This window comes from Paenibacillus sp. XP01, assembly GCF_057364885.1.
This window is the reverse complement of sequence record NZ_CP139481.1, coordinates 6,633,327-6,655,498: the sequence shown is the minus strand read 5'-3', so window position 1 is coordinate 6,655,498 and position 22,172 is coordinate 6,633,327. Positions and strand designations below refer to the sequence as shown.

At 52.3% G+C, this 22,172-nt stretch carries 20 protein-coding genes; 12 read left to right on the top strand and 8 right to left on the bottom strand.

The features are described 5' to 3' along the window. Nucleotides 1–193: 193 nt before the first annotated feature. The 4 genes from SNR34_RS29945 (at nucleotide 194) to SNR34_RS29930 (ending at nucleotide 6,140) form a co-directional block, all read left to right on the top strand. Nucleotides 194–991 (top strand): IclR family transcriptional regulator, encoded by a 798-nt coding sequence (locus tag SNR34_RS29945; protein ID WP_236413415.1) that lies wholly within the window; start codon nucleotides 194–196, stop codon nucleotides 989–991. A gap of 72 nt (nucleotides 992–1,063) precedes the next feature. Continuing rightward, a complete protein-coding gene (locus SNR34_RS29940; protein ID WP_486180814.1) occupies nucleotides 1,064–1,708 on the top strand; it encodes a bifunctional 2-keto-4-hydroxyglutarate aldolase/2-keto-3-deoxy-6-phosphogluconate aldolase in 645 nt (214 codons plus the stop codon). Nucleotides 1,709–1,977: 269 nt separating this feature from the next. Beyond that, a complete protein-coding gene (locus SNR34_RS29935) occupies nucleotides 1,978–3,294 on the top strand; it encodes an MFS transporter (protein ID WP_236413413.1) in 1,317 nt (438 codons plus the stop codon). 248 nt (nucleotides 3,295–3,542) lie between these two features. Next, nucleotides 3,543–6,140 (top strand): DUF2339 domain-containing protein, encoded by a 2,598-nt coding sequence (locus SNR34_RS29930; RefSeq protein ID WP_486180813.1) that lies wholly within the window; start codon nucleotides 3,543–3,545, stop codon nucleotides 6,138–6,140. A 204-nt stretch (nucleotides 6,141–6,344) separates the two neighbouring features. On the opposite strand, the gene SNR34_RS29925 is transcribed toward SNR34_RS29930, so the two are convergent. Then, nucleotides 6,345–6,485 (bottom strand): hypothetical protein, encoded by a 141-nt coding sequence (locus tag SNR34_RS29925; protein ID WP_236413411.1) that lies wholly within the window; start codon nucleotides 6,483–6,485, stop codon nucleotides 6,345–6,347. 179 nt (nucleotides 6,486–6,664) lie between these two features. Between SNR34_RS29925 and SNR34_RS29920 the strand changes: the two genes are divergently transcribed. Next, nucleotides 6,665–7,345: an FHA domain-containing protein gene (locus SNR34_RS29920; RefSeq protein WP_236413410.1), complete on the top strand. Its 681-nt coding sequence runs from the start codon at nucleotides 6,665–6,667 to the stop codon at nucleotides 7,343–7,345. 33 nt (nucleotides 7,346–7,378) lie between these two features. Further along, entirely contained in the window at nucleotides 7,379–7,954 is a 576-nt protein-coding gene (locus SNR34_RS29915) for a class I SAM-dependent methyltransferase (protein WP_486180812.1), read from the top strand. Nucleotides 7,955–8,075: 121 nt separating this feature from the next. On the opposite strand, the gene SNR34_RS29910 is transcribed toward SNR34_RS29915, so the two are convergent. Genes SNR34_RS29910 through SNR34_RS29900 form a run of 3 tightly spaced genes read right to left on the bottom strand, consistent with a single transcriptional unit; the run spans nucleotide 8,076 to nucleotide 11,936 of the window. Beyond that, nucleotides 8,076–10,406, bottom strand: coding sequence for a carbohydrate-binding domain-containing protein (locus SNR34_RS29910; RefSeq protein WP_486180811.1), 2,331 nt, complete (start codon nucleotides 10,404–10,406; stop codon nucleotides 8,076–8,078). Between the two features lie 38 nt (nucleotides 10,407–10,444). Beyond that, nucleotides 10,445–11,125: a DUF4956 domain-containing protein gene (locus tag SNR34_RS29905; RefSeq protein WP_343261277.1), complete on the bottom strand. Its 681-nt coding sequence runs from the start codon at nucleotides 11,123–11,125 to the stop codon at nucleotides 10,445–10,447. Then, entirely contained in the window at nucleotides 11,118–11,936 is an 819-nt protein-coding gene (locus tag SNR34_RS29900) for a VTC domain-containing protein (RefSeq protein ID WP_486180810.1), read from the bottom strand. Before SNR34_RS29900 ends, SNR34_RS29905 begins: the two co-directional genes overlap by 8 nt. 300 nt (nucleotides 11,937–12,236) lie before the next feature. On the opposite strand from SNR34_RS29900, the gene SNR34_RS29895 reads away from it, so the two are divergent. From SNR34_RS29895 to SNR34_RS29885, 3 genes are all read left to right on the top strand, one after another. Continuing rightward, nucleotides 12,237–12,914, top strand: coding sequence for a response regulator transcription factor (locus SNR34_RS29895; RefSeq protein WP_486180809.1), 678 nt, complete (start codon nucleotides 12,237–12,239; stop codon nucleotides 12,912–12,914). Then, on the top strand, nucleotides 12,914–14,206 hold the full coding sequence (locus SNR34_RS29890; protein ID WP_486180808.1) for a sensor histidine kinase: 1,293 nt from the start codon (nucleotides 12,914–12,916) through the stop codon (nucleotides 14,204–14,206). Before SNR34_RS29895 ends, SNR34_RS29890 begins: the two co-directional genes overlap by 1 nt. A 110-nt stretch (nucleotides 14,207–14,316) precedes the next feature. Next, a complete protein-coding gene (locus tag SNR34_RS29885; RefSeq protein ID WP_236413402.1) occupies nucleotides 14,317–14,601 on the top strand; it encodes a hypothetical protein in 285 nt (94 codons plus the stop codon). Between the two features lie 142 nt (nucleotides 14,602–14,743). Here SNR34_RS29885 and SNR34_RS29880 read toward each other — a convergent pair whose 3' ends face one another. After that, nucleotides 14,744–15,511 carry an SDR family NAD(P)-dependent oxidoreductase gene (locus SNR34_RS29880; protein WP_236413400.1) on the bottom strand — a complete coding sequence of 256 codons (768 nt, stop codon included), beginning with the start codon at nucleotides 15,509–15,511 and terminating at the stop codon, nucleotides 14,744–14,746. A 198-nt stretch (nucleotides 15,512–15,709) separates the two neighbouring features. On the opposite strand from SNR34_RS29880, the gene SNR34_RS29875 reads away from it, so the two are divergent. Beyond that, entirely contained in the window at nucleotides 15,710–16,348 is a 639-nt protein-coding gene (locus SNR34_RS29875; protein WP_343261274.1) for a TetR/AcrR family transcriptional regulator, read from the top strand. Nucleotides 16,349–16,376: 28 nt separating this feature from the next. Here SNR34_RS29875 and cobA read toward each other — a convergent pair whose 3' ends face one another. The 3 genes from cobA to nirB are packed head-to-tail and all read right to left on the bottom strand — an operon-like array spanning nucleotide 16,377 to nucleotide 19,997. Further along, the gene (cobA, locus tag SNR34_RS29870; protein WP_486180807.1) at nucleotides 16,377–17,165 is read right to left on the bottom strand and encodes a uroporphyrinogen-III C-methyltransferase; all 789 of its coding nucleotides are present in this window, start codon (nucleotides 17,163–17,165) and stop codon (nucleotides 16,377–16,379) included. 53 nt (nucleotides 17,166–17,218) lie between these two features. Next, on the bottom strand, nucleotides 17,219–17,536 hold the full coding sequence (nirD, locus tag SNR34_RS29865) for a nitrite reductase small subunit NirD (RefSeq protein WP_236413395.1): 318 nt from the start codon (nucleotides 17,534–17,536) through the stop codon (nucleotides 17,219–17,221). Nucleotides 17,537–17,552: 16 nt separating this feature from the next. After that, complete coding sequence (nirB, locus tag SNR34_RS29860; RefSeq protein ID WP_236413394.1) at nucleotides 17,553–19,997, bottom strand: nitrite reductase large subunit NirB; 2,445 nt, start codon at nucleotides 19,995–19,997, stop codon at nucleotides 17,553–17,555. A gap of 479 nt (nucleotides 19,998–20,476) precedes the next feature. Between nirB and SNR34_RS29855 the strand changes: the two genes are divergently transcribed. Both SNR34_RS29855 and SNR34_RS29850 read left to right on the top strand, forming a co-directional pair. Then, the gene (locus SNR34_RS29855) at nucleotides 20,477–21,070 is read left to right on the top strand and encodes an ANTAR domain-containing response regulator (RefSeq protein ID WP_236413393.1); all 594 of its coding nucleotides are present in this window, start codon (nucleotides 20,477–20,479) and stop codon (nucleotides 21,068–21,070) included. A gap of 19 nt (nucleotides 21,071–21,089) precedes the next feature. Beyond that, nucleotides 21,090–22,166 carry an anthranilate phosphoribosyltransferase gene (locus SNR34_RS29850; protein WP_438286852.1) on the top strand — a complete coding sequence of 359 codons (1,077 nt, stop codon included), beginning with the start codon at nucleotides 21,090–21,092 and terminating at the stop codon, nucleotides 22,164–22,166. Nucleotides 22,167–22,172: the final 6 nt, after the last annotated feature.

Below are 22,172 nucleotides of genomic sequence, written 5' to 3'. Positions count from 1 at the left end.
AACATTCGCTTCTAGAGTATACTGTTTTTCTCGGAAATACAATCCCTTTTGAGGAAAAAGGATAAACAAAAAAAGTTTTAAGAAAGCGGTTGAAATTTTCCGAGGGGCTGATCTATAATGAGGGCATCGTTCGGTGATGTGAAATAAGTTCACATATGCGAACTTCGACGTCGAAGAATTTGAAGGAGATAACATGGACAATATTCGCATGAATAAATCTGCGGAGCGTGTTGCAGATTTACTCGTTTTATTTGCCAAGAGTGGTACTCCGCTAACACTGAATGAAATTTGCAAACAGATGAACATGCCCAAAAGCAGCGGGTTCGAATTGGTGCAAACCTTGCTGCACAAAGGATTTATTGAAATGGATGATGCGCGTCTCAAAACATACCGCCTAGGTATAGCGGTGTTTGAGACAGGCATGGCTTATTTGTCCAACATGGGTGTTCCTCACATGGCCAGACCTTTGCTTCAAGAGCTGAATCGTCAGACGGGCAGCACGGCCTTTCTTGGCATTGAGGATAAGGGACGGATTGTCTACCTGGACAAAGCGGAGAGTTATTCGGTGATGCGGCCGACAGCCAAGCTGGGCTCCCGCCGATATATGCATACTACGGGTCTGGGCAAAGCGCTGCTTGCGGCCCTCCCGACAAGCAAGGTTTTGGAGATTTTGGGAGAAGGAGAGATCCCTTCGCGTACATCCTACTCCAAAGTAACCATTCCCGATATTTTGCAGGACATGCAGGAGATTCGCGAGCGTGGTTATTCTATCGATGACCGGGAGGATCATCTTGAGATGTATTGCATTGGCTCTGCTGTCTATGATCAGTGGGACGAACCTGTAGCTGCAATCAGTGTGGCCAGCATGTATTCCACCATGACCGCGGAACGTGAAGCAAACATTGTAAAGCTGGTCAAAGAAGCGGCATGGAAGCTTTCAGCTCAACTGGGTTACAGCGGTGATCGGTTATATCCGCGAACACAAGAGTAGGTCGAAGCGAACCCAAAACCCAATATACACATGGTATTACCAATAGACATATGGAATGAGGAGGGCACAGATATGTGGCGAAAGCTGAAGAATATGAACACAATTGCCGAAACCGGAATTGTACTGATCATTCGATCGGACAATGAGGAAGAAGCGCTATCTGTTGCAGAGGCGGCAATTGCAGGAGGCATTCGGGCACTGGAAATTACGATGAGTGTGCCGGGAGCTTTGGATGTGATCAAGGTTTTATCACGAAAATATTGTTCCAAAGGTATTCTGATCGGTGCAGGTACCATTTTGGATGGTGAAACGGCGCGAGCTGCCATATTGGCAGGGGCAGAGATGCTGGTCAGTCCTCAGCTTAATCCCGACATGATCAAGATAGCTAATCGTTACCAGGCGGTCACGGTCAGTGGTGCGTTCACGGCCAAGGAGATCGTGGAGACTCTTGAAGCAGGTGCAGATATCGTCAAGCTGTTCCCGGCAGAAGCTGTAGGGCCGCAATATGTAAAAGCGATATCTGCGCCGTTGCCTCAAGCCGCGATTGCCCCTACTGGCGGAGTAACACCGCAAAATGTCCATGAATGGATCGCTGCCGGTTGTGTTGGTGTTGGTGTGGGTAGTTATATCACCAAAGCCGCCAAGGATTCCGGTGATTACGGGCGAGTAACGAAGGCGGCTGAAGAGTTTCTGCAGGCAGTAGCGGCCGCGCGTTAATTAACTTCAAGCAAATACATTACCGTGCGAATGAGGTTCACAACGATCAGGGCAGAAATCATGCTGACCGTTGTGAACGCATAGGTACGGAATGCAAGCAATGCTGGAATTAACGAAAGTTTTAACACTGTTATGAAAACGCATACTTCAATGGCTGCTGCGTATTTTTGGAGAGCAGTAAGGCTTAGCTATAATCCTTTATTCCCATATTTATTCATTATATATAATTTAAGTTATTTGATATTTATAAGTTGAGGAGAGTGAGTTCAATGGCAACGTTAAAAACATCGCCATCCCCTGCCTCGGTACCTCAAGCTCCGAAAGTGGGTTTGAGATGGGGAATTATTCTGTTATTGCTGCTGGGTGCAGTTGTAAATTATTTGGACAGATCCAACCTTAGCATTGCTAATACAACCATTGCAGCAGAATTCGGGCTGTCTTCCACTCAGATGGGTTTGCTGTTGTCCGCCTTTCTATGGCCTTATGCATTGGCGAATTTGCCTGCCGGCTGGCTGGTGGACAAGTTTGGCCCCAAAAAGATGTTTGCATGGGCATCGGGACTGTGGTCTACTGCTACCATACTTAGTGCTTTCACCAACACCTATTCCCTGTTATACGCGATGCGGATGCTGCTTGGTGTATCCGAATCTCCTTTTTTCACTTCCGGCCTGAAGGTGACCGAGCGTTGGTTTGCCAAAAGTGAGCGGGGACTGCCTACTTCTATTATTAATACCGGTTCACAGATCGCCAACGCAATCGCACCGCCGCTGTTGACTGTTCTGATGTTAACCATGACATGGAGAGGTATGTTCATTTTTGTCGGCGTCATTGGTCTGATTATCATGCTGATCTGGCTCAAGGTATACCGTGATCCGACATTTGCCGAGAAGCAGATGATCAAAGGGCCGGAAGCTGTTGCAGACGAGAACCCGGGTACAGAGGGCAAAGCCGCTGTTGAAGCTCCCAAAGCAAACTGGGGTTCATTATTCAAACATAAAAGTACCTGGTTTATGATTGTCGGAAACTTTGGTATTATGTTTACCATCTGGGTATACCTGACATGGCTTCCGAGCTATCTGGAGAAGGAGCAGGGCTTTACGTTGAAAGAAACCGGCTGGATTGCATCCATTCCGTTCGTAGCCGGAATTATCGGAGTTCTGCTGGGCGGGTTGATCTCGGACTTTTTCATTCGTAAAGGGGTCAATGCTGTCACCTCACGCAAGGTTCCGATTGTTGGCGGAGCCATTCTGGCCGCAGCTTCGGTAGCACCTATACCGTTCATCGATAGTACGGTGGTGAGCATCGTATTGTTATCCGTGGGTTACTTTGCTTCGCAGCTGCCATCCGGCGTGATTTGGACGCTGGCCGCAGACATTGCTCCTGGTGAACAAGTAGCCTCCTTGGGTGCGATCCAGAACTTTGGCGGATTCCTGGGAGCTGCGCTTGCACCGATTGTAACCGGATACATTTTGGATACGACAGGCAGCTTTAATAATGTATTTTTACTGGGCGCAGGTCTGCTGCTCTTGGGTGCACTATCCTACGGGGTATTCTTGAAAAAACCTATCCCTAAAGCGGCTCACTAAAGCTGTTGAATGAAAAGATAAGTTCTATATAAATCAACATTGATTAAATAAGTAAGCATCAGCATATTCCTGGCGTTTGTTATTTCAAAAACCTGGAGTGCTGATGCTTTTTTATATGATAATCCGTCTATTAGTTGTGTGGGCTCTCCATGTCTATGGGATGGAAAGTTAGCATTAAAACCTCATTTTTTGACATGGATATAGTAAAATAAAGGAAAACATCATTTGACAAACAATGGAGGAAGTCCATGAGGGAATTTAAGGATCGGCTTCATCACGTCCATGAACAACAGAAGCAGCTGGTAAGGGAGTATAACGCCCTGCTGCAGGAGTATGAGTCCGATGATTTGATTCTGCAAAACGAACAGTTGAGGGAGAAGGATGAAGCCAACAGGCTTAGGTTAGAACAACTGGAAGCCAGAATGCGGAGCATGGAGGAAGAGAACGCCCGCTTGCGGATGGCGTTGTCGGAGCAAATGTTGGATGAGAAGCTCAACCTGATCCGGGTATCCCGTGAGAAGATGGAGACGTATTTTCACGGCAGGACGGCCGTGCACCGCGATCGTCTGGACGCTCACGAACACCGAACCAGGGCGCAATTAAACGGGCTGTATCATCACGCGGAGCGGGAGCTGCAGGAAGAAGCGGGCGAACTCACGGAGCGAATCGCTTATCTCGCTGCAGAGGTGAAGAGACGTATCGATGCGCGCAGGCAAACGTTGCTGGAAAGGGAGGAAGCGGTACGGCAGCAGATGGTACGGGGATACGAGCATATGGCGGAGGAAGAACTGAGCGAAGAAACGATTCAGCGGCGGATTCGCCAAAATCGGATGGAGATGCGAATCGGGCTGAGCTGGATCAACAAGGTAGCCATCCTGCTCATCATCCTTGGTGTAGGGGCCGCATTCCGATACTCGTATGCCACATGGTTTAACGACCACATGAAGGGGGCTGCCTTCTTTTTGCTTGGGCTGCTCATGCTTGGGGGCGGCGAGTGGTTGTTCCGGCGCAAACGGCAAACCTTTGCCATGGGCTTGCTCGGTGGAGGTATTTCGGTGCTGTTTGGTTCGATCTTCTACAGCTATTTCCTGTTGAGCATCATAGGGCTGTACCCGGCACTTGGACTATCCGTGCTGGTATCGGCCGCAGCAGTGCTGTTATCGCTGAGGTACCAATCCAGAACGATTTGTTCGCTCGGCCTGGTGGGCGGATATTTGCCGTTTTTCTCGTATTTGGGCTATTTCGGATTTCACGGGAACGCGGTGTATGCAGCGATGGTTTATTTGCTGCTGTTAAACGGCATTATTGCATGGGTATCGTTCGGTAAACGGTGGCCCGTCGTGCATTACATCAGCTTTTTGTTCAATACGCCATGCATGCTGATTCTGTTGTGGCTCTCGCCAAGCCATATCATGGCCATGGGCTATTCCATCTTGACGTTTGCCCTGTATCTGGGCATCACGCTGGCCTACCCGTTCAAACACAAGGTGAAATTGACCTGGTGGGATTTTGCTTTGCTGGCCCTGAATACGAGCATCAGTTGTCTGATGCTGTACCTGCTTTTCGGCGCGCAAGGCTGGGAAGACGCTCATGGTGTGCTGGCACTTGTATTTTGTCTCGTTTACTTCGGGCTGGCCCGATTCGTGCAGCGCAGCATGGTTCAAGAGAAACAGACTACGCTGCTGTTTTACGTGACCTCGTTAACCTTTGCCATTCTGATCATTCCGTTCCAGTTTGGAGCCAAATGGTTGTCCATGGGCTGGCTCATCGAAGGTGTCCTGCTCGTGACGTTCGGACATCTGAAACGGTTCAGAGCCGTGGAACGGGCCGGTTGGGGCGTGACATTGCTGTGTATCTTTACGTTTGTGTACTATGACGTACTGGCACAGTTCATTATCGGTGACAGGTCCTATTTCATGCTGAAATATTCGTGCGTCACGCTGGGGGCGATATGGATCACGGTGTATTACGCGCTGGCAGATCGTGGGGCGTTCTCTCGGGAAAAAAGGCGCTACGGCGCTTTCGAAGCCGGGGCGCTGGCTGCATTCAAATATGCCTCGCTTGTAAACCTTTGGTTCTATGTTCTGTACGAATCGAATGAGCTATATGTGCGTGCGGTGGATGCGTCGTTCGTGTTATACATGTTCTACAAGCTGATCCTGTTGGCCGCCCTGACGATTGCCCTTGCTTACGGATTGAACAAAGTGAAGCTGCTGCAGGATCGCTGGGTGCGGTATTATAGGAACTTTTTACACATTGTAGGCTGCTTTATGGCCCTGGCGGTGACGTTGACGATGCCGGCGCTTCAGCCGGATACGCAGCACCACACGGCAGCGGAAATCGTGGGATTGATCGTGCTCATCATTTTCAATACAGGTGTCTTTTTTGCAGGAAGGGATCTGCTGATATCGGGAATACGCGGACAGTTCAAAAGCATAGAGTGGTATCCCGTGATTGCCGGGGTGTACTTGCTGGGCATCATTACGGTATTTTTGACAGTACAATTCCAGTGGGGGGATGTGGGCCTGCTGTTCAGCCTAGTCTACCTGCTGCTGGCTATTCTGTACATTGCCTACGGTTTCCGCAGAAGATACGTGATGATTCGCCGTTTGGGGCTGGGGTTAACCTTGCTGTCTACCGGGAAAATGGTGTTCTACGATGTTAGCCTGTTGACTGCAGGCAGCAAAATCATCGCCTATTTCAGCTTTGGAGTGTTATTGCTCGGCATTTCCTACCTGTATCAGAAAGTGTCGAGCCGAATGGAAGAGGCCCAGCCGAACAAAGCAAAGCCTGATGGGGATGCTGCGCAGGGGCCGTCTGATCGCGACGGGGGAATTGCTCCTTAGTTTCTTCAGGCAGGCCGTGCCTCGTAAGTTATCAAACGAAATGGCGGAATGACATGATTCGGGTCCCCTGGCTGCCGTATGGCAGTCGATGGGGCCTGTTTCGTTTCCATGACATTAATGAAACGCTTTTTGCGCTTTTCGCGTTATAATAGAATGGAATGAAAGCATCTGGGCTGGTTTGACGCCAATGCGCCGATGGACGGGTTACTTGATCCAGGACGTTTCGGCAGCCGGAGTGATTTGGAGCGACTCGCCGTCATCTCCGTTCATGTGGGACAATACCGTTAACGTGATGGACAAGGCAAATGCCAGCAGCACATAGATCAAAACGTTCTTTTTTTTCATTTGGGGTACCTCTCTGGTGGATATGCTTGAGTTTGCGAATGCCAAAATGGAAAAGGCCTGAAGGGTGCCTGTATACACTATAAATATCGCAATGCGTGCAAACAATGGAACAAATCTGATGAAGCTGTCATTGGACAAGCCAGGCAGAGGAAAAGCCCTATTCAAAGGGGGAATCAGTCATGCGGGAGACGGCCAAAATCGTCATTCGCACGCCCGGCCAGGAGAGCGACGGTTCTTTCGCTTACGTTGCCAAGAACCGATCCATTACGGTGGGGCGATACACGGGTAGCGGCGAATCGGACCTATCCGTATACAATCAATTGATATCGAAATTGCACTGCCGGATTCATTACGATGGGCTGCATCAGTTGTGGATTGAGGATTTGGACAGTAAAAACGGAACCGAGCTGAACGGGCAGCGGCTCGTTCCTTTCGAGAAATATCCGTTTGCCGAAGGGGACAGCATCACGCTCGTGAACGGGCTCATCCAGCTTCGCGCCGAGAGCGACATCGAGGAAACGAGAGAATACCGGATCGCGGATTTGTTCGGCGAGGGTGTGCGGGTACACGATCATTTGCAGACGGTGCAGGTGGGCACGCTGGAGATTCCGCTGTCCAAAAAGGAATTCCAGTTGTTCAAGCTGCTGTACAGCCAGCTCGATCATTTTGTGACCCGGGAGCAGATCGTCAGCCAAGTATGGCCCGAGCGAAGCATCGTCGAGAGCGATCCGGTGGGGATCGACGAGATCAACTCGCTCATTTACCGGACGAACCGGAAGCTGGGAGAGCATTTCACGATCAAGTCGGTGTACAAAAAAGGCGTGTACATGAAATCGCATGTTCAAAATGCGATCGGCTGACGGAATAGGAATACATGCCGGGGAGGGTTTCCTTTGGCCATTCATTTTCTCCCGTGGATTATGGCTGTTATCGTGTTGCTCACGGTCATATCCATCGTACTTTATAGTTGGAAAAACGGCATTTCGCCCATGCCGACGTCCGGGGTGGTCCGAAGGGCGGTCATCCGGGAGGTCAATCGCATTCCGGGTTACGGCGATTTGATTGAGGCAGGCTCCGGCTGGGGGACGCTAAGCCTTGACGTCGTTCGGCATTGTCCGGGCAAACGGTTATTGGGCATCGAAAACTCGCTTGTGCCGCTATGGTCGTCCCGATTGCTGGCATTTCTGAGTATCCGGCTGCGCCGAATGCTTGGCCAGCGCCAGTCGCTGGAAGGGCGCCTCCGTTTCCTGCGGGGAGATATCTACAGCAGTTCCTACGAGCATGCCGACGGGGTTATTTGTTATTTGTTCCCTGGCGCGATGGAACGGCTGATGGACAAGTTCAGCAAGGAGCTTCCTCCGGGAGCGCGGGTGATCAGCGTCTGTTTTGCGCTGCCGGGCAAGAAGCCGCTGCGTACGATTACGTGCAGGGATGTGCAGCGCACCAAGGTATACGTGTATGTATTTTAAAAGGTTTGTTCGGGCTGATATTGGCCACAACATGGCCGCACAACGATCCGACAACGAAACAACCTAAGCCCATATTGGTGGACTTAGGTTGTTTTTTATCCTGTGCTGCCGGGAGGTGTGCTTACTTCTCGGAGCTTGTCGCGCTGTTATCCACGACGGTTCCCGTCGTTTCCGTCGTTCCGCCTTGAGTTTGGGTGCTGCTTCCCGGTCTGCCCATGCCGCGACCGCCACCGCCAAAGCCCATGCCCGATGGAGCAGTCGTTACGCCGGATTCATTGACCCAGGTAATGACACTGGACGTTTGGAATTCAACTACTTTGGTACCGCCCGAGTAAGTGCCGTCGGTGTACAGGCCGTCTGTTTCGGTTCCTGTCGATGTACCGCCCGTATAGAACGTGTACGTTCCGTTTTCTTTCAGATCCGGAGAGCTGATGACGACGGAGCGATAGGATTTGCTTGGTGCAAAGGTCATGATCGTATTGCCTTCACTGTCTTCCAGATGAACGAGCGTGCCTGCTTCTTGCGTATCGGTAAATGTCATCCCGATAGAATACTGGCTCGATGTGTCGCCAGGAGCTTGAGCCATGCCTGCGCTGCCTGCAGCGATGAGGAATCCGCCCGTCATTTCGAAGGTACCGTCATAGTCGAGTGGCCCATTACCGTCCGTTGTCGGGCCGTTCACGATAACTGTGCCGCCCGTCATCGTGATCGAACCGTTCGAATCCAGCCCGTCGCCGCCAGCATCAAGAGTCAGTGTACCGCCGGTGATGTTCAGCTCGTTATTGCTGTTTCCGCCGCCGCCAGGACCGCCGAAGCCTTGTGGAGCGCCGTTGTCTGTTGCGGAATCTGCTGTTGTTGTGCTGTCTGTTGCTTCTGTGGAAGCAGCGTCATCCGTGCTTGTGTCTGTAGAAGTATCTGTCGCGGCGTCCGTTGTCGCTGTAGCAACGGCTCCATCGCCAGATGCATTCACGCCGTCATCCGAAGCGATCAGATCGACGTCGCCGCCATTCATGTTAATGATGCTGCCTTCAAGGCCTTCATAACTCTTGTCGATGTCGATTGTACCGCCGTTAATGGTAAGGGTAAGGTCGGCATGGAGCCCGTCATCGCCAGTGAGGATGGATAGTTTGCCATCGTTCACGGTGACGTTGCCGTTACTGTGTACGGAATCATCCATCGCGTCGATGGTGAACGTACCGCCATTCACGACAATGTTGGTTCCTGCTTTGAGCGCCTTGGCGCTTGTACTTTCGGTTTCGGTGGTATCCGTCGTTTCCGTCGTGCTCGCATCGGTGGAGCTGCCAGTGGTGTCCGTTTTCATTGTGCTTTGGCTGGTTGGCGGCGCTGTTGGGACTGCCGTTGCCGAACCGCTGGAGCTGGTAGAAGCCGATCCCGATGAAGGTGTTCCGTAAGTCGAGCTGCCATCGCCCGAAGGTCTATCCGGAGGGGTCATGCCGTCGCCGAACCGTCCTCCACCAAAGCCGCCCCCGCCAGGGCCTTCTTCCACTTTCTCGGGTGCATTGGCGCTGCCGCCGCCGGTGACGATATTGAATGTACCGCCATCCGTGACAAGCATCGTCTCTGCTTGAATGCCGTCGTTGGCGCTGGTGATGTTGAATGTACCGCCTGCAATGGCTACGAATCCTTTGTCCGCATCCGTGTCATTGTTGGACTTAATACCGTCCCCGCCGGCATCCACGGTAATATTGCCGTCTTTGATAGCCAGCATGTCCTTACCTTTGATGCCGCTCCCTACCGATTTAACGTTAAATGTGCCGCTGACGATTTTCAGATCGTCTTTGCTCGTAATGCCTTCGTTGTAATTGCCTGTGACATTCAGCGTGCCCGTTCCGTTAAAGGTCAGGTCGCCTTTGCTGTAGACGGCTGCATCAGGCTCATCCGTGGCGTCGTCGGCATATACATACTCTTTGCCGTCGGACAAGGTGTTCACGGTGCCTTCCTGCAGCGTAATGACGGCTTTGCCCTTCGCTTCCTGAATGTAGATGGCAGAGCTGTCGTTGTCATGGATCGTTACGCCGTTCAACACGATGTGCACGGTCTCCTTGTCGGTCACATTGACGATGATCTGGCCGTCTGTCAGTTTGCCGCTCAGTACATAAGTTCCGGCTTCGGAGATCGTCACCGATCCGTTCGCTGCCTTGGCACCCGAACCGGTAATGGCTGCCGTCGTGCCGTTCAGTTTGATGGTTGTAGCATCGGATTCGCTCCAGCTTACATTGGTGTCATCCGCATCCAATGAGACGAGGTCGGCGAATTTAACGGAAGTTTGCTCATTGGCGGTAACCGATTTGGAAGCTGTCACCGCAGTTGATGTGGTTGCCGCGCTGGCGCTGGTATTGGTTGCTGCGGGGGCGCCGCATGCCGTAGCAATGGCGGCAATCATGACGACGGACCATAATTTGCTTCCTGCAATCCATGTTTTCTTATTCATACAATATCGTTCCCTTCATTATTAGAAATGTGTGGTGCTTAATATTCTGGCGTCGGGGCCATGTTCAGGGAGATGTCCAGGTTGCCGTTGCGTGTACGAACGGCGTCGAGGAATTCCTTTTGATTGACGTTTTGGCCGATGTGGACGAGGTAAACCAGTTCGTACAAGCTGCCAAGTTCGGTCGTTCTCACTTTGTTCAACTGATACTGCACATTGAATTGTTTGAAGACTTCGTCAAAAGCTTCTTCATAGCTCAGATTTTCGGGAATGGTGACTTTAAGCAATTTTTGCTGGCTCTTCTTGGCGCCGAATTTGAAGTGGCTCAGGACAAACATCAATACACACAAGATGATGGTGAACAGGACTGCATATCCGAATGCGCCTACGCCGCAAGCAAGACCGGAAGCCATGGTGAACAGGACGTAAGCAATGTCTTTCGGGTCGCCGGGCGCACTTCGGAACCGGATGATGGAGAAGGCGCCGGCCAAGCTGAAGGCGCGGGCTACGTTGCTGCCGATGAGCAGGATGATGATGGCGACGATGACGGGCAGCACGACCATGGTCAAGGTGAAGCTTTGCGAGTATGTGTTAGCGTTGGTCTTCATGTATGTGAGGCTGATGATGGCCCCCATCAGGATGGCCAGGCCAATCGTAAGTACGGCGCTGCTGAATGTCAGCGTGGTATCGGTCAGGGCGGAACTGAAAATGGAATCAAGCATATACTACACTCTCTCTTTCTCTGATCTTTTGATTTGGTTGCATGGCCGGATTGAAGTCCGTGCCTGGTACGAGCATGCGCTCGCCTTGGTAATTCAAGTTGGTGGTTCTCGCCAGTCGTTTGAACTCATTGCCGTATTTGGAGAACCCGACACGGTACAAGCCGTGCTCGGACAGCAGCTGCGACAGCCAGAACGGAACGGTTTTTTCCGCTTTGACCTCCATCAGCCATCGCCCATCCTCGACAAGCGGTTCGCCGTAATCTCCTTGCTCCAGTTTCAGGTCATATCGGCGGCTGCGGATGTTGGTATCAAAGGTGATCCGGAGATCGCGGCTGTTTTTGTCAAACAGCGCCTTGCGTTCATAAGCCAGATAAACTTTAGGCTCCAGGTCGTACAGGCGGAGGAAATATTTGATTTCTTCAACGACTTGTTTGTTCATGTAATCAGTCAGGTCAGGCGCCTGTCCGGTGCGGACGAATTCATAAGCCTCGTCCAGCTTCAACGCGGTGCGCCGTTTGTTCACCAGGCCGAACACTTTCTTTTTGATCTCCAGATATACCTTGGCATTCTGTTCGGGTACGCCGTAAGCCCGCAGCCTCAGCTTCTCTTTGTATTTCGGTTTGGAGAGGCTGGCACGGATCAGCGAATCCTGCGGCGTGTCGAAGTAGAGGTTGCTTATGGAGTAGAACTCGTGTTTTTTGTTGTACTCGTCCAGTTCCATATAGTGCAGCAAGTCGTTGTAGAAGGCTTCGTATTGCTCATCCGTCAGGAGATATTTGCTCTCGTACCGGTTGAATACTTCAATCGCCATTTCATGTCATTCCTTTCGCTGTGTTTTGTATGTTGTGGTGCATCGTGTCTTGCTGTTATGTCTGTATCTTAGAGCGCCAACCTTGAATGAATCTTAAATGGTTTTACATTCCGTTAACATTTCTTTACCTTCCTATAATAGTTGTGTGAAAAAAATTTGGAACAAGGGCCAAACCCGGTTATTGATAAGGGGGGAAGAGTCTCCGAATTAAGGTTGATTCAAGGTTGGAAGGATACAATGAGCAGGTATAATAGAAGAAAACATAGGAAACCAATTCACATGCAGAGGGATGGAAAGACGATGAGAATATTAATTGCGGAAGATGAGGTTCACCTGGCAGAAGCCGTGTCGCAAATATTGAAAAAACACAATTACTCCGTGGATATCGTACATGATGGAAGATCGGGTTTGGATAATGCGCTCAGCGGCATTTACGATCTGCTGCTGCTGGACATCATGATGCCGGAAATGGATGGCATTACCGTACTTAAGAAGCTGCGTGCAGAAGGAAATCATACTCCGGTCATTTTGCTGACGGCCAAAGGGGAAATTTCGGACAAGGTCGCCGGACTGGATCACGGCGCAGACGATTATATCGCCAAGCCGTTTGCGACAGAGGAGCTGCTGGCCCGAATTCGGGCGGCGCTGAGGCGGAAGGGCGAGGTAGTACCCGAGGATGCGTTGAAGTTTGGGGACATCGAACTGAACACCGCGCAGCTGAAGCTGAAGGTACAAGGCAAAGAGATCAAGCTGAACCTGAAGGAAAACGAGCTGCTCGAACTGCTGATTACCCGGAAGCAGGCGATTACGTCCAAGGAGCAGATCATCGAAAAGCTGTGGGGCTTCGACTCCGACGTGGAATATAACAATGTGGAAGTGTACATCTCCTTTTTGCGCAAAAAATTGACGTTTCTGCACTCTGAAGTTCGGATCAATACGATTCGGGGCGTAGGTTATGTGCTTGAGGAGACTTCCTGATGTTCCGGCAGCTTCGGAACCGATTCCTGGTCGTCAATCTGGTATCCATCTCCATCATGATGCTGGTTGCTTTCGCGACCATCTATGTGATCACGTATCAGAACGTGCAGCGGGATACGAACATGGAGCTGTACAAAGTATCCGACTTCTATCATGCGCCCAAAATGTCGCATAACGGACAGGGAAACAGCAGCTTGGGAGACATGCGTTCGCCGGGGTTCGGGGGAGGCCCCATGGACGACCCCAATTCTCCGCCTTCGCGTTCCTTGTCGTTCATGGTAAAGACGGACAGCCAGTGGAACATGACGGAGAAGCAGTCCAGATTCGAGGCGGAAGACAGCTTCTATGAAGAGGCGCTCGCGAAAGTCGACCGTTCCGAACGGTCGAGCCGGGCAGTCGGACAGTTTTCGCTGAACGGAACGGAGTGGGCGTACGTCGTCGATTCCGGCAGTGCAAGCAACATGATCGTATTTATGGACGTTACGGCGCAGCAAGGCATTCTGACGAACCTGGTTTATACATTTGCCATTGTAGGATTGGTGATGTTAATCGTCATTTTTTTCCTGAGTCGTTATTTTGCGAACCGGTCAATTGCCCCTGTAAGAGAAGCTTTCGATAAACAGAAGCAGTTCATTGCCGATGCATCCCATGAGTTGAAAACGCCGCTGGCCATCATTAATACCAATACCGACGTACTGCTGGCCAACAGCGAAGATACGATTGCCAACCAATCGAAATGGCTGCATTACATCAAATCGGAAACGGAACGGATGGCCGGGTTGACGAGCAACCTGCTGTACCTGACCGAAATGGATGATAGCCGAGCAAGCATGATCCATGCCCGCTTTAATCTGAGCGAGGTGGTGGAGACCGTGATTTTGACGATGGAGGCCGTTATTTTCGAAAAAAACATATCCCTTGATTACAGCGTCGAGCCTGAACTCATGGTGAATGGCAACAGCGAGCAGATCCAGCAGGTCATTCTCATTCTGCTCGATAATGCCGTGAAATACTCCGGTCCCCGGGGGGCGGTGAATCTGACGCTGAAAAAATACCATAATCACGGCGTTCAGCTTGCCGTGTCCAATACCGGTGAGGGGATCGCGCCAGAACATCTGGAGCGAATCTTCGACCGCTTCTATCGGACAGATGCTTCCAGGGCTCGAAAGCATGGTGGCCATGGACTCGGACTGGCCATTGCGCGTTCCATCGTAGAACAGCATCGGGGCGAAATCTTTGCCCGAAGCGTTGTGGGCGAAGGCGCTACTTTCTATGTCCGGTTGCCGCAATAAGCAGCACCATGGCGGCAAAATTGGCGAAGCAGGCATAATGCATGCCTGCTTGGGGCATGGCTATGCTACAATAACAGAAGGAAAAGAACCGAGGGAGTGGACAACATAACATGTCAGAATCAAATGCAATCAACGAGCAGGAAATGATGCAATATATCGCAGACAAAACGAAGGCCGGCCAAGCGGATATCGCGCTTGTCCTGAAGCATGAGCAGGAATATATCAACCGCGCCCATCAGAACGCCAAAGGCGACGTGGACATTGACGGCGACGATTTGGCCGACTACATTGTGGGCCGCAAGGATGTCAAACTGGACGAATTGACGGTGGAGAGCATTCTCGATGCCGAAATGGATTACCTGATCGAGAAAGGACACGCCGGATACGTGGATTAAGGAGCTGTGAGGAATTGGCGTGTTGAGGCCGTCGTCACATGCCCAAAAGAAAACGAAAGACCTGGATCACCACCGCGCGGGCGATGCTGATACAGGTCTTTTGGTTTGAGGGATTCCAGGCAAGCAGATCTATCTTATTATTTTATTGCCCCATCATCCCGCCATCGACGGTGTACAACGAGGCCGTTACATAAGAAGCTTCTTCGGACAGAAGGAAGTTCATGACGGCAGCCACTTCTTCCGGTTCGCCGTAACGTCCCATCGGAATGCTGGCTACTGTCGCATCTTGATAACCTTCCACGTCGCCGGAATTGGCTTCGATTTGGCGCATCATGCGTGTGTTGATTGTACCCGGCAGAACGGCGTTGACACGGATTCCAAACGATGCAAGCTCATTGGCTGCCGTACGAGTCAATCCGATGACCGCATGTTTGGACATGATGTATGGCGATACTGCCGGTGCGCCCATCAGGCCGGCGAGGGAAGACGTGTTCAGGATCGCGCCGGATTTTTGTTGTTTCATGACCGGAATGACATGCTGCAGTCCAAGGAACACGCCGCGTACGTTCACGTTGTACACGAGGTCGAGCGCTTCGACGCTCAGGTCTTCGATCAGGCCTGTAGGGCCTTCGATGCCTGCATTGTTGGCAAAGTAGTCGATGCGTCCGAACTTGTCAACCGCCTGTTTCACGTAGTTTTTAACGTCTTCTTCTTGGGATACGTTCGCTTTGACCGCGATGACATGTTCTTTGTCGAGTTGAAGTTCTTCAATCGTTTGTTGGATGGCTTCTTCGTTCAAGTCGACGAGAACCAGATTGATTTTGCGTTCGGCGAGACGACGTGCCAATTCTTTGCCGATGCCTCCGGCTGCTCCTGTGATGACGGCTGTTTGTGTATAGGATGTGCTCATGATTAAATCTCTCCTTGTGTATAAAATGGTTGGTGAGCCTATTGATGAATGGTACAAATGGTCATCTGTACTTCCTGTCTTAATGTTAAGATATACACAAAGTTGTGACAATAATCATTGACGATGAAAATGTCCGCTATCGTACATTCATGTAAGCGGTGTTCATTTAGGCTGCAATAATGGACAAAGGAGGCGAAAATGTTGATTATACACCATCCTCAGGATCGGAGGGCACGCAGGACGCAGGATGCAATTATCGCTGCGGCCGTGTCTTTGATTTTGGAAAAAGGGGTAGATGCGGTAACGATTCGCGATATTACGGAACGCGCAGATTATAATCGCGGCACGTTTTATTTGCATTTTCCGGGCAAACCCGAGCTGCTTGAGTTTATGTTGGAGGATTTCATGCAAGGCGTGGGGAGGGCATATGCCGAACCGTATATGAACTTGAAAGAGGTGGACATGACGGCTATGCTGCCTTCCACCATGCCTGTATTTGAATATATCGAGGCCCATCAGGACATCTTTCGGGCGCTCATGACGATGCATAACGACATGAATTCGCGACTGTGCAGCATGTTCAGAACGTATCTGACCAAGGATTTCGTGCTGGTGACCGAGGATAGCGAGCAGACGATCAACTATGACATCATGTTGAGCTATCTCGTTTCGGCTACTGTGGGCGTCATCATGCACTGGGCGGAGACGGGATTCAAATATTCGGCGCACTATATGGGAGAACAATTGACGGCTCTGATCAACATCAAACCGACCCGTCTGCTGATCGAGCCAGGGCAGAAGGGTCGGACGATTCACGAGCGCATATTGTCGGATTAATGAGCACGAGGGGAGTGAGGGCTATACCTTAACCTGTCATGGAGGACTCCGCGGAAGACTGCAGATGCAGCAATTGTTCGCGAACCTTCACGACTTCGCCGATGACGATCAGCGCCGGGTTGCTGATCTTTTCGGATACGGCCAGCATATGCAGGTCGGCCAGCGTACCGGTAATGACACGTTCGGCTGACGTGGTGCCTCGTTCGATCAACGCGGCCGGAGTGGAGCCGCTTTTGCCGTGCCGAAGCAGTTCCTGCTGAATATGGGGCAGCTGGCTTATTCCCATATAGATCGCCAGCGTATCGACGCCGTGCGCGAGCAGGTCCCATCGGACGGAAGAAGCTCTGCCATCGCTGCCCGTTCCGGTGATGCAGGCAAACGAAGAGGAGAGTCCGCGATGGGTGAGCGGGATTTGGGAGGACGCGGAGCTGCCCGTCGCCGAAGTGATGCCGGGCACGATCTCGTAATCGATGCCGGCTTGGGCGAGCGCCAGAGCCTCTTCGCCGCCGCGGCCAAAGACAAACGGATCGCCTCCCTTGAGGCGCACGACCCTTTTTCCTTCAAGGGCATGGGTTACCAGCATGCGCCCGATCATCTCCTGAGTCATGGAGTGCAAGCCGGGAGCTTTGCCGCAGTAGATGCGCAAGGCATCGTCCGGCGCTTCGGCGAGAAGCCGGTCATTTACCAAACGGTCATACAGGATGACATCGGCCCTTTGAATGCATTTCAGCGCTTTGACCGTAATCAGATCAGGATCGCCAGGGCCTGCCCCGATGATGCTGACGATCCCCCGGGAGCCTCGGTTGCTTTGGTTCATGAGCCATTCCTCCTTGATGAAATGTCGGCCATTACTTCCGACCATGCTGTCGCTTATCCTGCAATCGTAATGTAAATATCGCCGCTGCTGCTATCCACTTCGGTTTTGTACGTGTTCAGGCACCCATCGTCCGGTTCATATACTTTGCCGCTCCGCAGGTCGATTTTCCAGTCATGCAGCGGGCAGTGAACGGCCGTGCCGCATACCATGCCTTCCGATAACCTTCCGCCTTTATGGGGGCACCGATTCTCCACCGCATGCAGACTGCCATCGCTTAGCTTGAATACGGCGATTTCCGTATCGCGGATCATGAAGGTGCGAGCTCCCTTTTCCTCGATGTCCGCCAGATGTCCAATTCGCAATCGATCCATTGCTGTTCCTCCTTGTCTAGTGGGCTGCAGGCTGCACGTTGGCCAGCGGCGTGAAGTTTTTGCGCAGCTCGTCATTCTCGATAATTTCCTTCCAAGGATCAACGGTATGTCCCAGTGTCAGCTCCAGTCTTTCGATCAAGGCCAGCCGCACGTCCCGGTCCGCCAGCGCTTCCTTCACGTGGTCCAGTCCGACCCGCTCGATCCAGGCTGCCGTTCTTTCGTTCCAGCGAGCGTTCTCGCGGTAATATTGCAAGTAGGCATACGTCCATTCTTCCACTTCCAGATCGGTCTTCACCGTACATAACAGTTCGGCCGCGCGAACCTTGACGCCGCCATTGCCGCCGACATGGATTTCCCATGCGCCATCGATCGCCACGACGCCGAGATCCTTGATCGTGGCTTCCGCGCAGTTTCGCGGGCAGCCGGATACGGCCAGTTTAACTTTGGCCGGAGCCACCATTTTGTCGAGTTTCTTCTCCAGGCGGATGCCCATTTCGATGGAATCCTGCGTCCCGAAACGGCAGAAGGTGGAGCCTACGCATGTTTTGACCGTCCGCAGCGCTTTACCGTAACCGAAGCCGGAAGGCATATCGAGTTCCTCCCATATTTTCGGCAGGTTTTCCTTTTGCACGCCGAGCAGGTCGAGACGCTGCCCGCCCGTGAATTTGACCATCGGAACGTCGTATTTCTCGGCTACGGTGGCAATTTTAATCAGCTCTGCAGGAGAGGTGACGCCGCCATAGATACGTGGGATGACGGAGTATGTGCCGTCCTTTTGAATGTTGGCATGGTACCGCTCGTTCGTGAATTTCGATACCCGCTCGTCTTCATATTCGCCCGGCCAGATCATGCCGAGGTAATAATTGAGGGACGGACGGCATTTGGAACAGCCTTCAGGCTCGTTCCAGCCGAGCACGTTCATGACCTCTTTGACACTCTTGAGGCCCATCTCCTTGATGCTTGCGACAATCTCGTCACGATCGAGGGAGGTGCATCCGCAGATGCCTTCTTTCACCTGTTCACCGACGGCATCACCTGCAAAGTGTACGAGCAGCGATTCCACGATGGGCTTACACCCACCGCAGGAAGCGGAGGCTTTGGTACACGATTTGATTGCGCCAAGTGTATTGCAGCCTTTGTTCAGCACGGCATCGCCAATGGCCGCTTTGGTGACTCCGTTGCATCCGCAGACGATCTCGTCATCCGGCATGGCCGCCATGCGCTCGGCTGCGGACGGGCCACTGCCTGATCCGCCTCCAGCAGGCACGCCGAGCAGAATTTCCTTCTCGCGGCCGCCGATGTTCTCCCCGCTTTTGATGAGGGAGAAGAGGGAGGCGCCGTCGGTCGTATCGCCGAACAGTACGGCTCCGATCAGCCGGCCATCCTTGATCACCATCTTTTTGTAGACATTGTCCACGTCGTCCTGGATCCGGATGCTGCGGGTATCGGCCGAATCCTTGAATTGACCTGCCGAGAACACATCGACGCCGGACACCTTCAGCTTGGTGGAGGTCACCGACCCTTCGTAACCCTGGGTTGCCGCGCCGGCAAGCCGCTTCGCGAGCACCGTCCCTTGTTCGTATAAGGGAGCGACAAGTCCATAGGCGATGCCCCGGTGTTCTGCGCATTCGCCTACAGCCGAGATGCCCGGGATGCTGGTGTTCATGTAATCGTCGACGATGACGCCGCGATTCACCTCGATTCCTGCTTTGCGGGCAAGATCGATCTGCGGCCGAATGCCGACGGCCATGACTACAAGATCGGCTTCGAGGACCGATTGGTCAGTGAAACGCAGCGCTTTAACCCGTTTTTTGCCCGTAATTTCCTCGGTCTGTTTGTTTAACAGGAACTTCATGCCTTGTGCTTCCAGCTCCCGCTGCAGCATCAATCCTGCCGGAAGGTCGAGGTTCCGGTCCATCAAATGACCGTTGATATGAATCACGGTAACGTCCATCCCGAGATTCAGCAATCCGCGCGCCGCTTCCAGGCCCAATAGTCCGCCGCCAATGACGGCAGCTTTGCGGTAGCTTTGAGACGCTTGCATCATCGTTTCGCAATCCTTGATGTCACGGAAGCCGATGACGCCTTCTTTGTCGGAGCCCGGGATGGGCAGGATGAATGCTTGGGAACCGGTTGCCAGAATCAGTTCGTCATAACTCGCCCGCACGCCGGCTTGGGATAACACTTCCTTGCGATCGGCATCGATGTGAATGACAGGGTCGCCTGGATAGACGCGGATGCCATGTTCTTCGTACCAGCTCCAGTCGTTGATGACGATATCTTCAATGCTCGTTCCGCCGGCCAGTACGGAGGAGAGCATGATCCGGTTGTAATTGGGATGCGGCTCCGCGCCAAAAACGGTAATTTCGTAAGCGTGCGGTGCAAGCTTGAGGATATGTTCAATTGTGCGGATGCCCGCCATGCCATTGCCGACCAGCACCAGTTTTTTCATTGTACTCATGTCGATAACCCCCTTGGTCCATTCTGCGTGATTCCTGCAGCCTTGCCTGAAATAGAAAAAGCCTGTCATGCCCCGGAGGAGTGCGCATACATGCGCATCCCTTGACTCCGAGATTGCAAAACAGGCTTCTTTGCCGTTTTCACCAGCTACGCCGTTGTAACTGTGATCGATATCATATGGTGTTGTTATGGCTAACTATAGAATATCCATCTCAATATGTCAACATAGTTAACACAAAAAAGTAATTGAAATTTGAAGTTAATTATGTTTACATTGGGTGTATCAGTCGGTCGTTTGCTTCTATGAAGCGAGCTGCCTAGGCGTCAGAATCGGTCGTTGAACGAAAAGCTCGTCTCGAATTACATGAAGGCGATTGAAGTGAAAAGTGTCATTCGATGTGACATAAATTAACGATTGAAACGCTTACATTGCGATTTTGTGCAAATTTCCGATTAAGTAGTGGGAGGGATTGATCCGCCATGCGTTCTATATTGGTCATCCGTGTGTCGCCGCCTCCATTCGCCTCATCCGACATGATCCCTCCGACACCGGAGAAGTTGCTGGGGGCTAACGGGTATCATGTTCAGGTTACGAGCAATGAGCAAGATGCTCTCAAGTTGGCCGGCGAAGTGGATGCTTCTGTTCTACATTTACCTCTGACCGAGGCAGAACATTGGGCTGATTGCTTGGGAAAGGGCAAAACGGGAACACCGCTGCTCTGGTGGTGTGCACCCGATACGGTTTCGACATCCGCTGAGGTTTGCGAGGTCGGTGTTGCCTTCGATGGAATGCTCACCCCTTCCATGGCGGGGGCGGAGATTCATTGGACGCTCCACTTTGCTGCCAGGCATTATATGGAACGCAAGCAGTGGGAACGGGAACGCCAGCAGCTCCATTCCAGGCTGGAGGACCGGAAATGGATCGATATGGCCAAAGCCATTCTGTGTGAGATGAGGCATATCTCCGAATCGGAAGCCTATGATCAATTGCGCAGGAAAGCGATGGATGAACGGAAACGGATGGTGGATGTGGCTAAGGCAATCGTGAAGGCCCATCAGTTGCTTCAGTCTTAATTCGGAAGGGGGATTCATTGTGGATATGTCTGCCATACTTAGAGAGGTTGGACGGGGCAAACGGGGTGCGCGCGATTTGAACTACGAAGAAGCGTTTGCGGTTGCGGGTAAAATTTTGAATGGGGAAGTATCTCCGGTGCAGACAGCCGCCTTCCTGATGGCCGAGCGCATGAAAATGGAGAACGTGGAAGAGTTGGAGGCGTTTGTGCATGCCTGCCGTAACGGCGCGGAGCGAATGGCCGTCTTCGAAGACGGGCTGGATTGCGCAGGTCCGTATGACGGCCGAACCAAATCGTTCATGGCGACGTATCCGACCGCCTTTGTGCTTGCCGCTTCAGGGGCACGGGTCACGCTGCACGGCAGCGAGCCTTTGCCTCCCAAGTGGGGGGTGACTTTGCCGGTACTGCTGCGGGAAGCCGGGATTGATCCGCGGCAGATGGATCGCGAGGATGCAAGGGAAGCTGCGCTGCGGACCGGGGTCATGTATGTATCGTCCGAGGACTGGTGCGCGCCGCTGCGTAAGCTTAGACCGCTCCGGGAGGAATTGGGTTTCCGTACGGTGTTCAATACGGCGGAGAAGCTGATTGATTTCAACCACTCCCCTTATCTCGTGTTCGGCGTGTTCCATAATACGTTCCTGGACCGGATCGCCAAGCTTCTTACCCGATTCCGGTACCGCCGCGCTTATGTCGTTCAGGGCATGGAAGGCTCCGAGGACTTGTATATTGATCGGCCTACGCGGGTATACGGCGTGGAAAACGGGGAGATGCAGCTGGAGCTCGTGGACCCAGCGGCGTACGATTTGGATATCCCTGCACCCGAGCTGGCGTGGACGGCGAAGAAGCAGCTGGAGGTTGCCGAAGCGGTATTGAGCGGTGAAGCGCATGTTGCTTTTATCAACCAGGTTGCGCTTAATGGAGGCTTTCGCCTGTATGCGATGGGACGCGTCAGTTCCATCGAGGAAGGCATTTATACATGTCAGGGCTTGCTTGAGGATGGATCGGCATACCGCATTTATCGGCAGTGGTGCCTGGCTATGGGCGGGGAGCTGCCGGATCGCAGAACGCTGTCCACATATCCGGCTTCGACCACATAGGAAGCA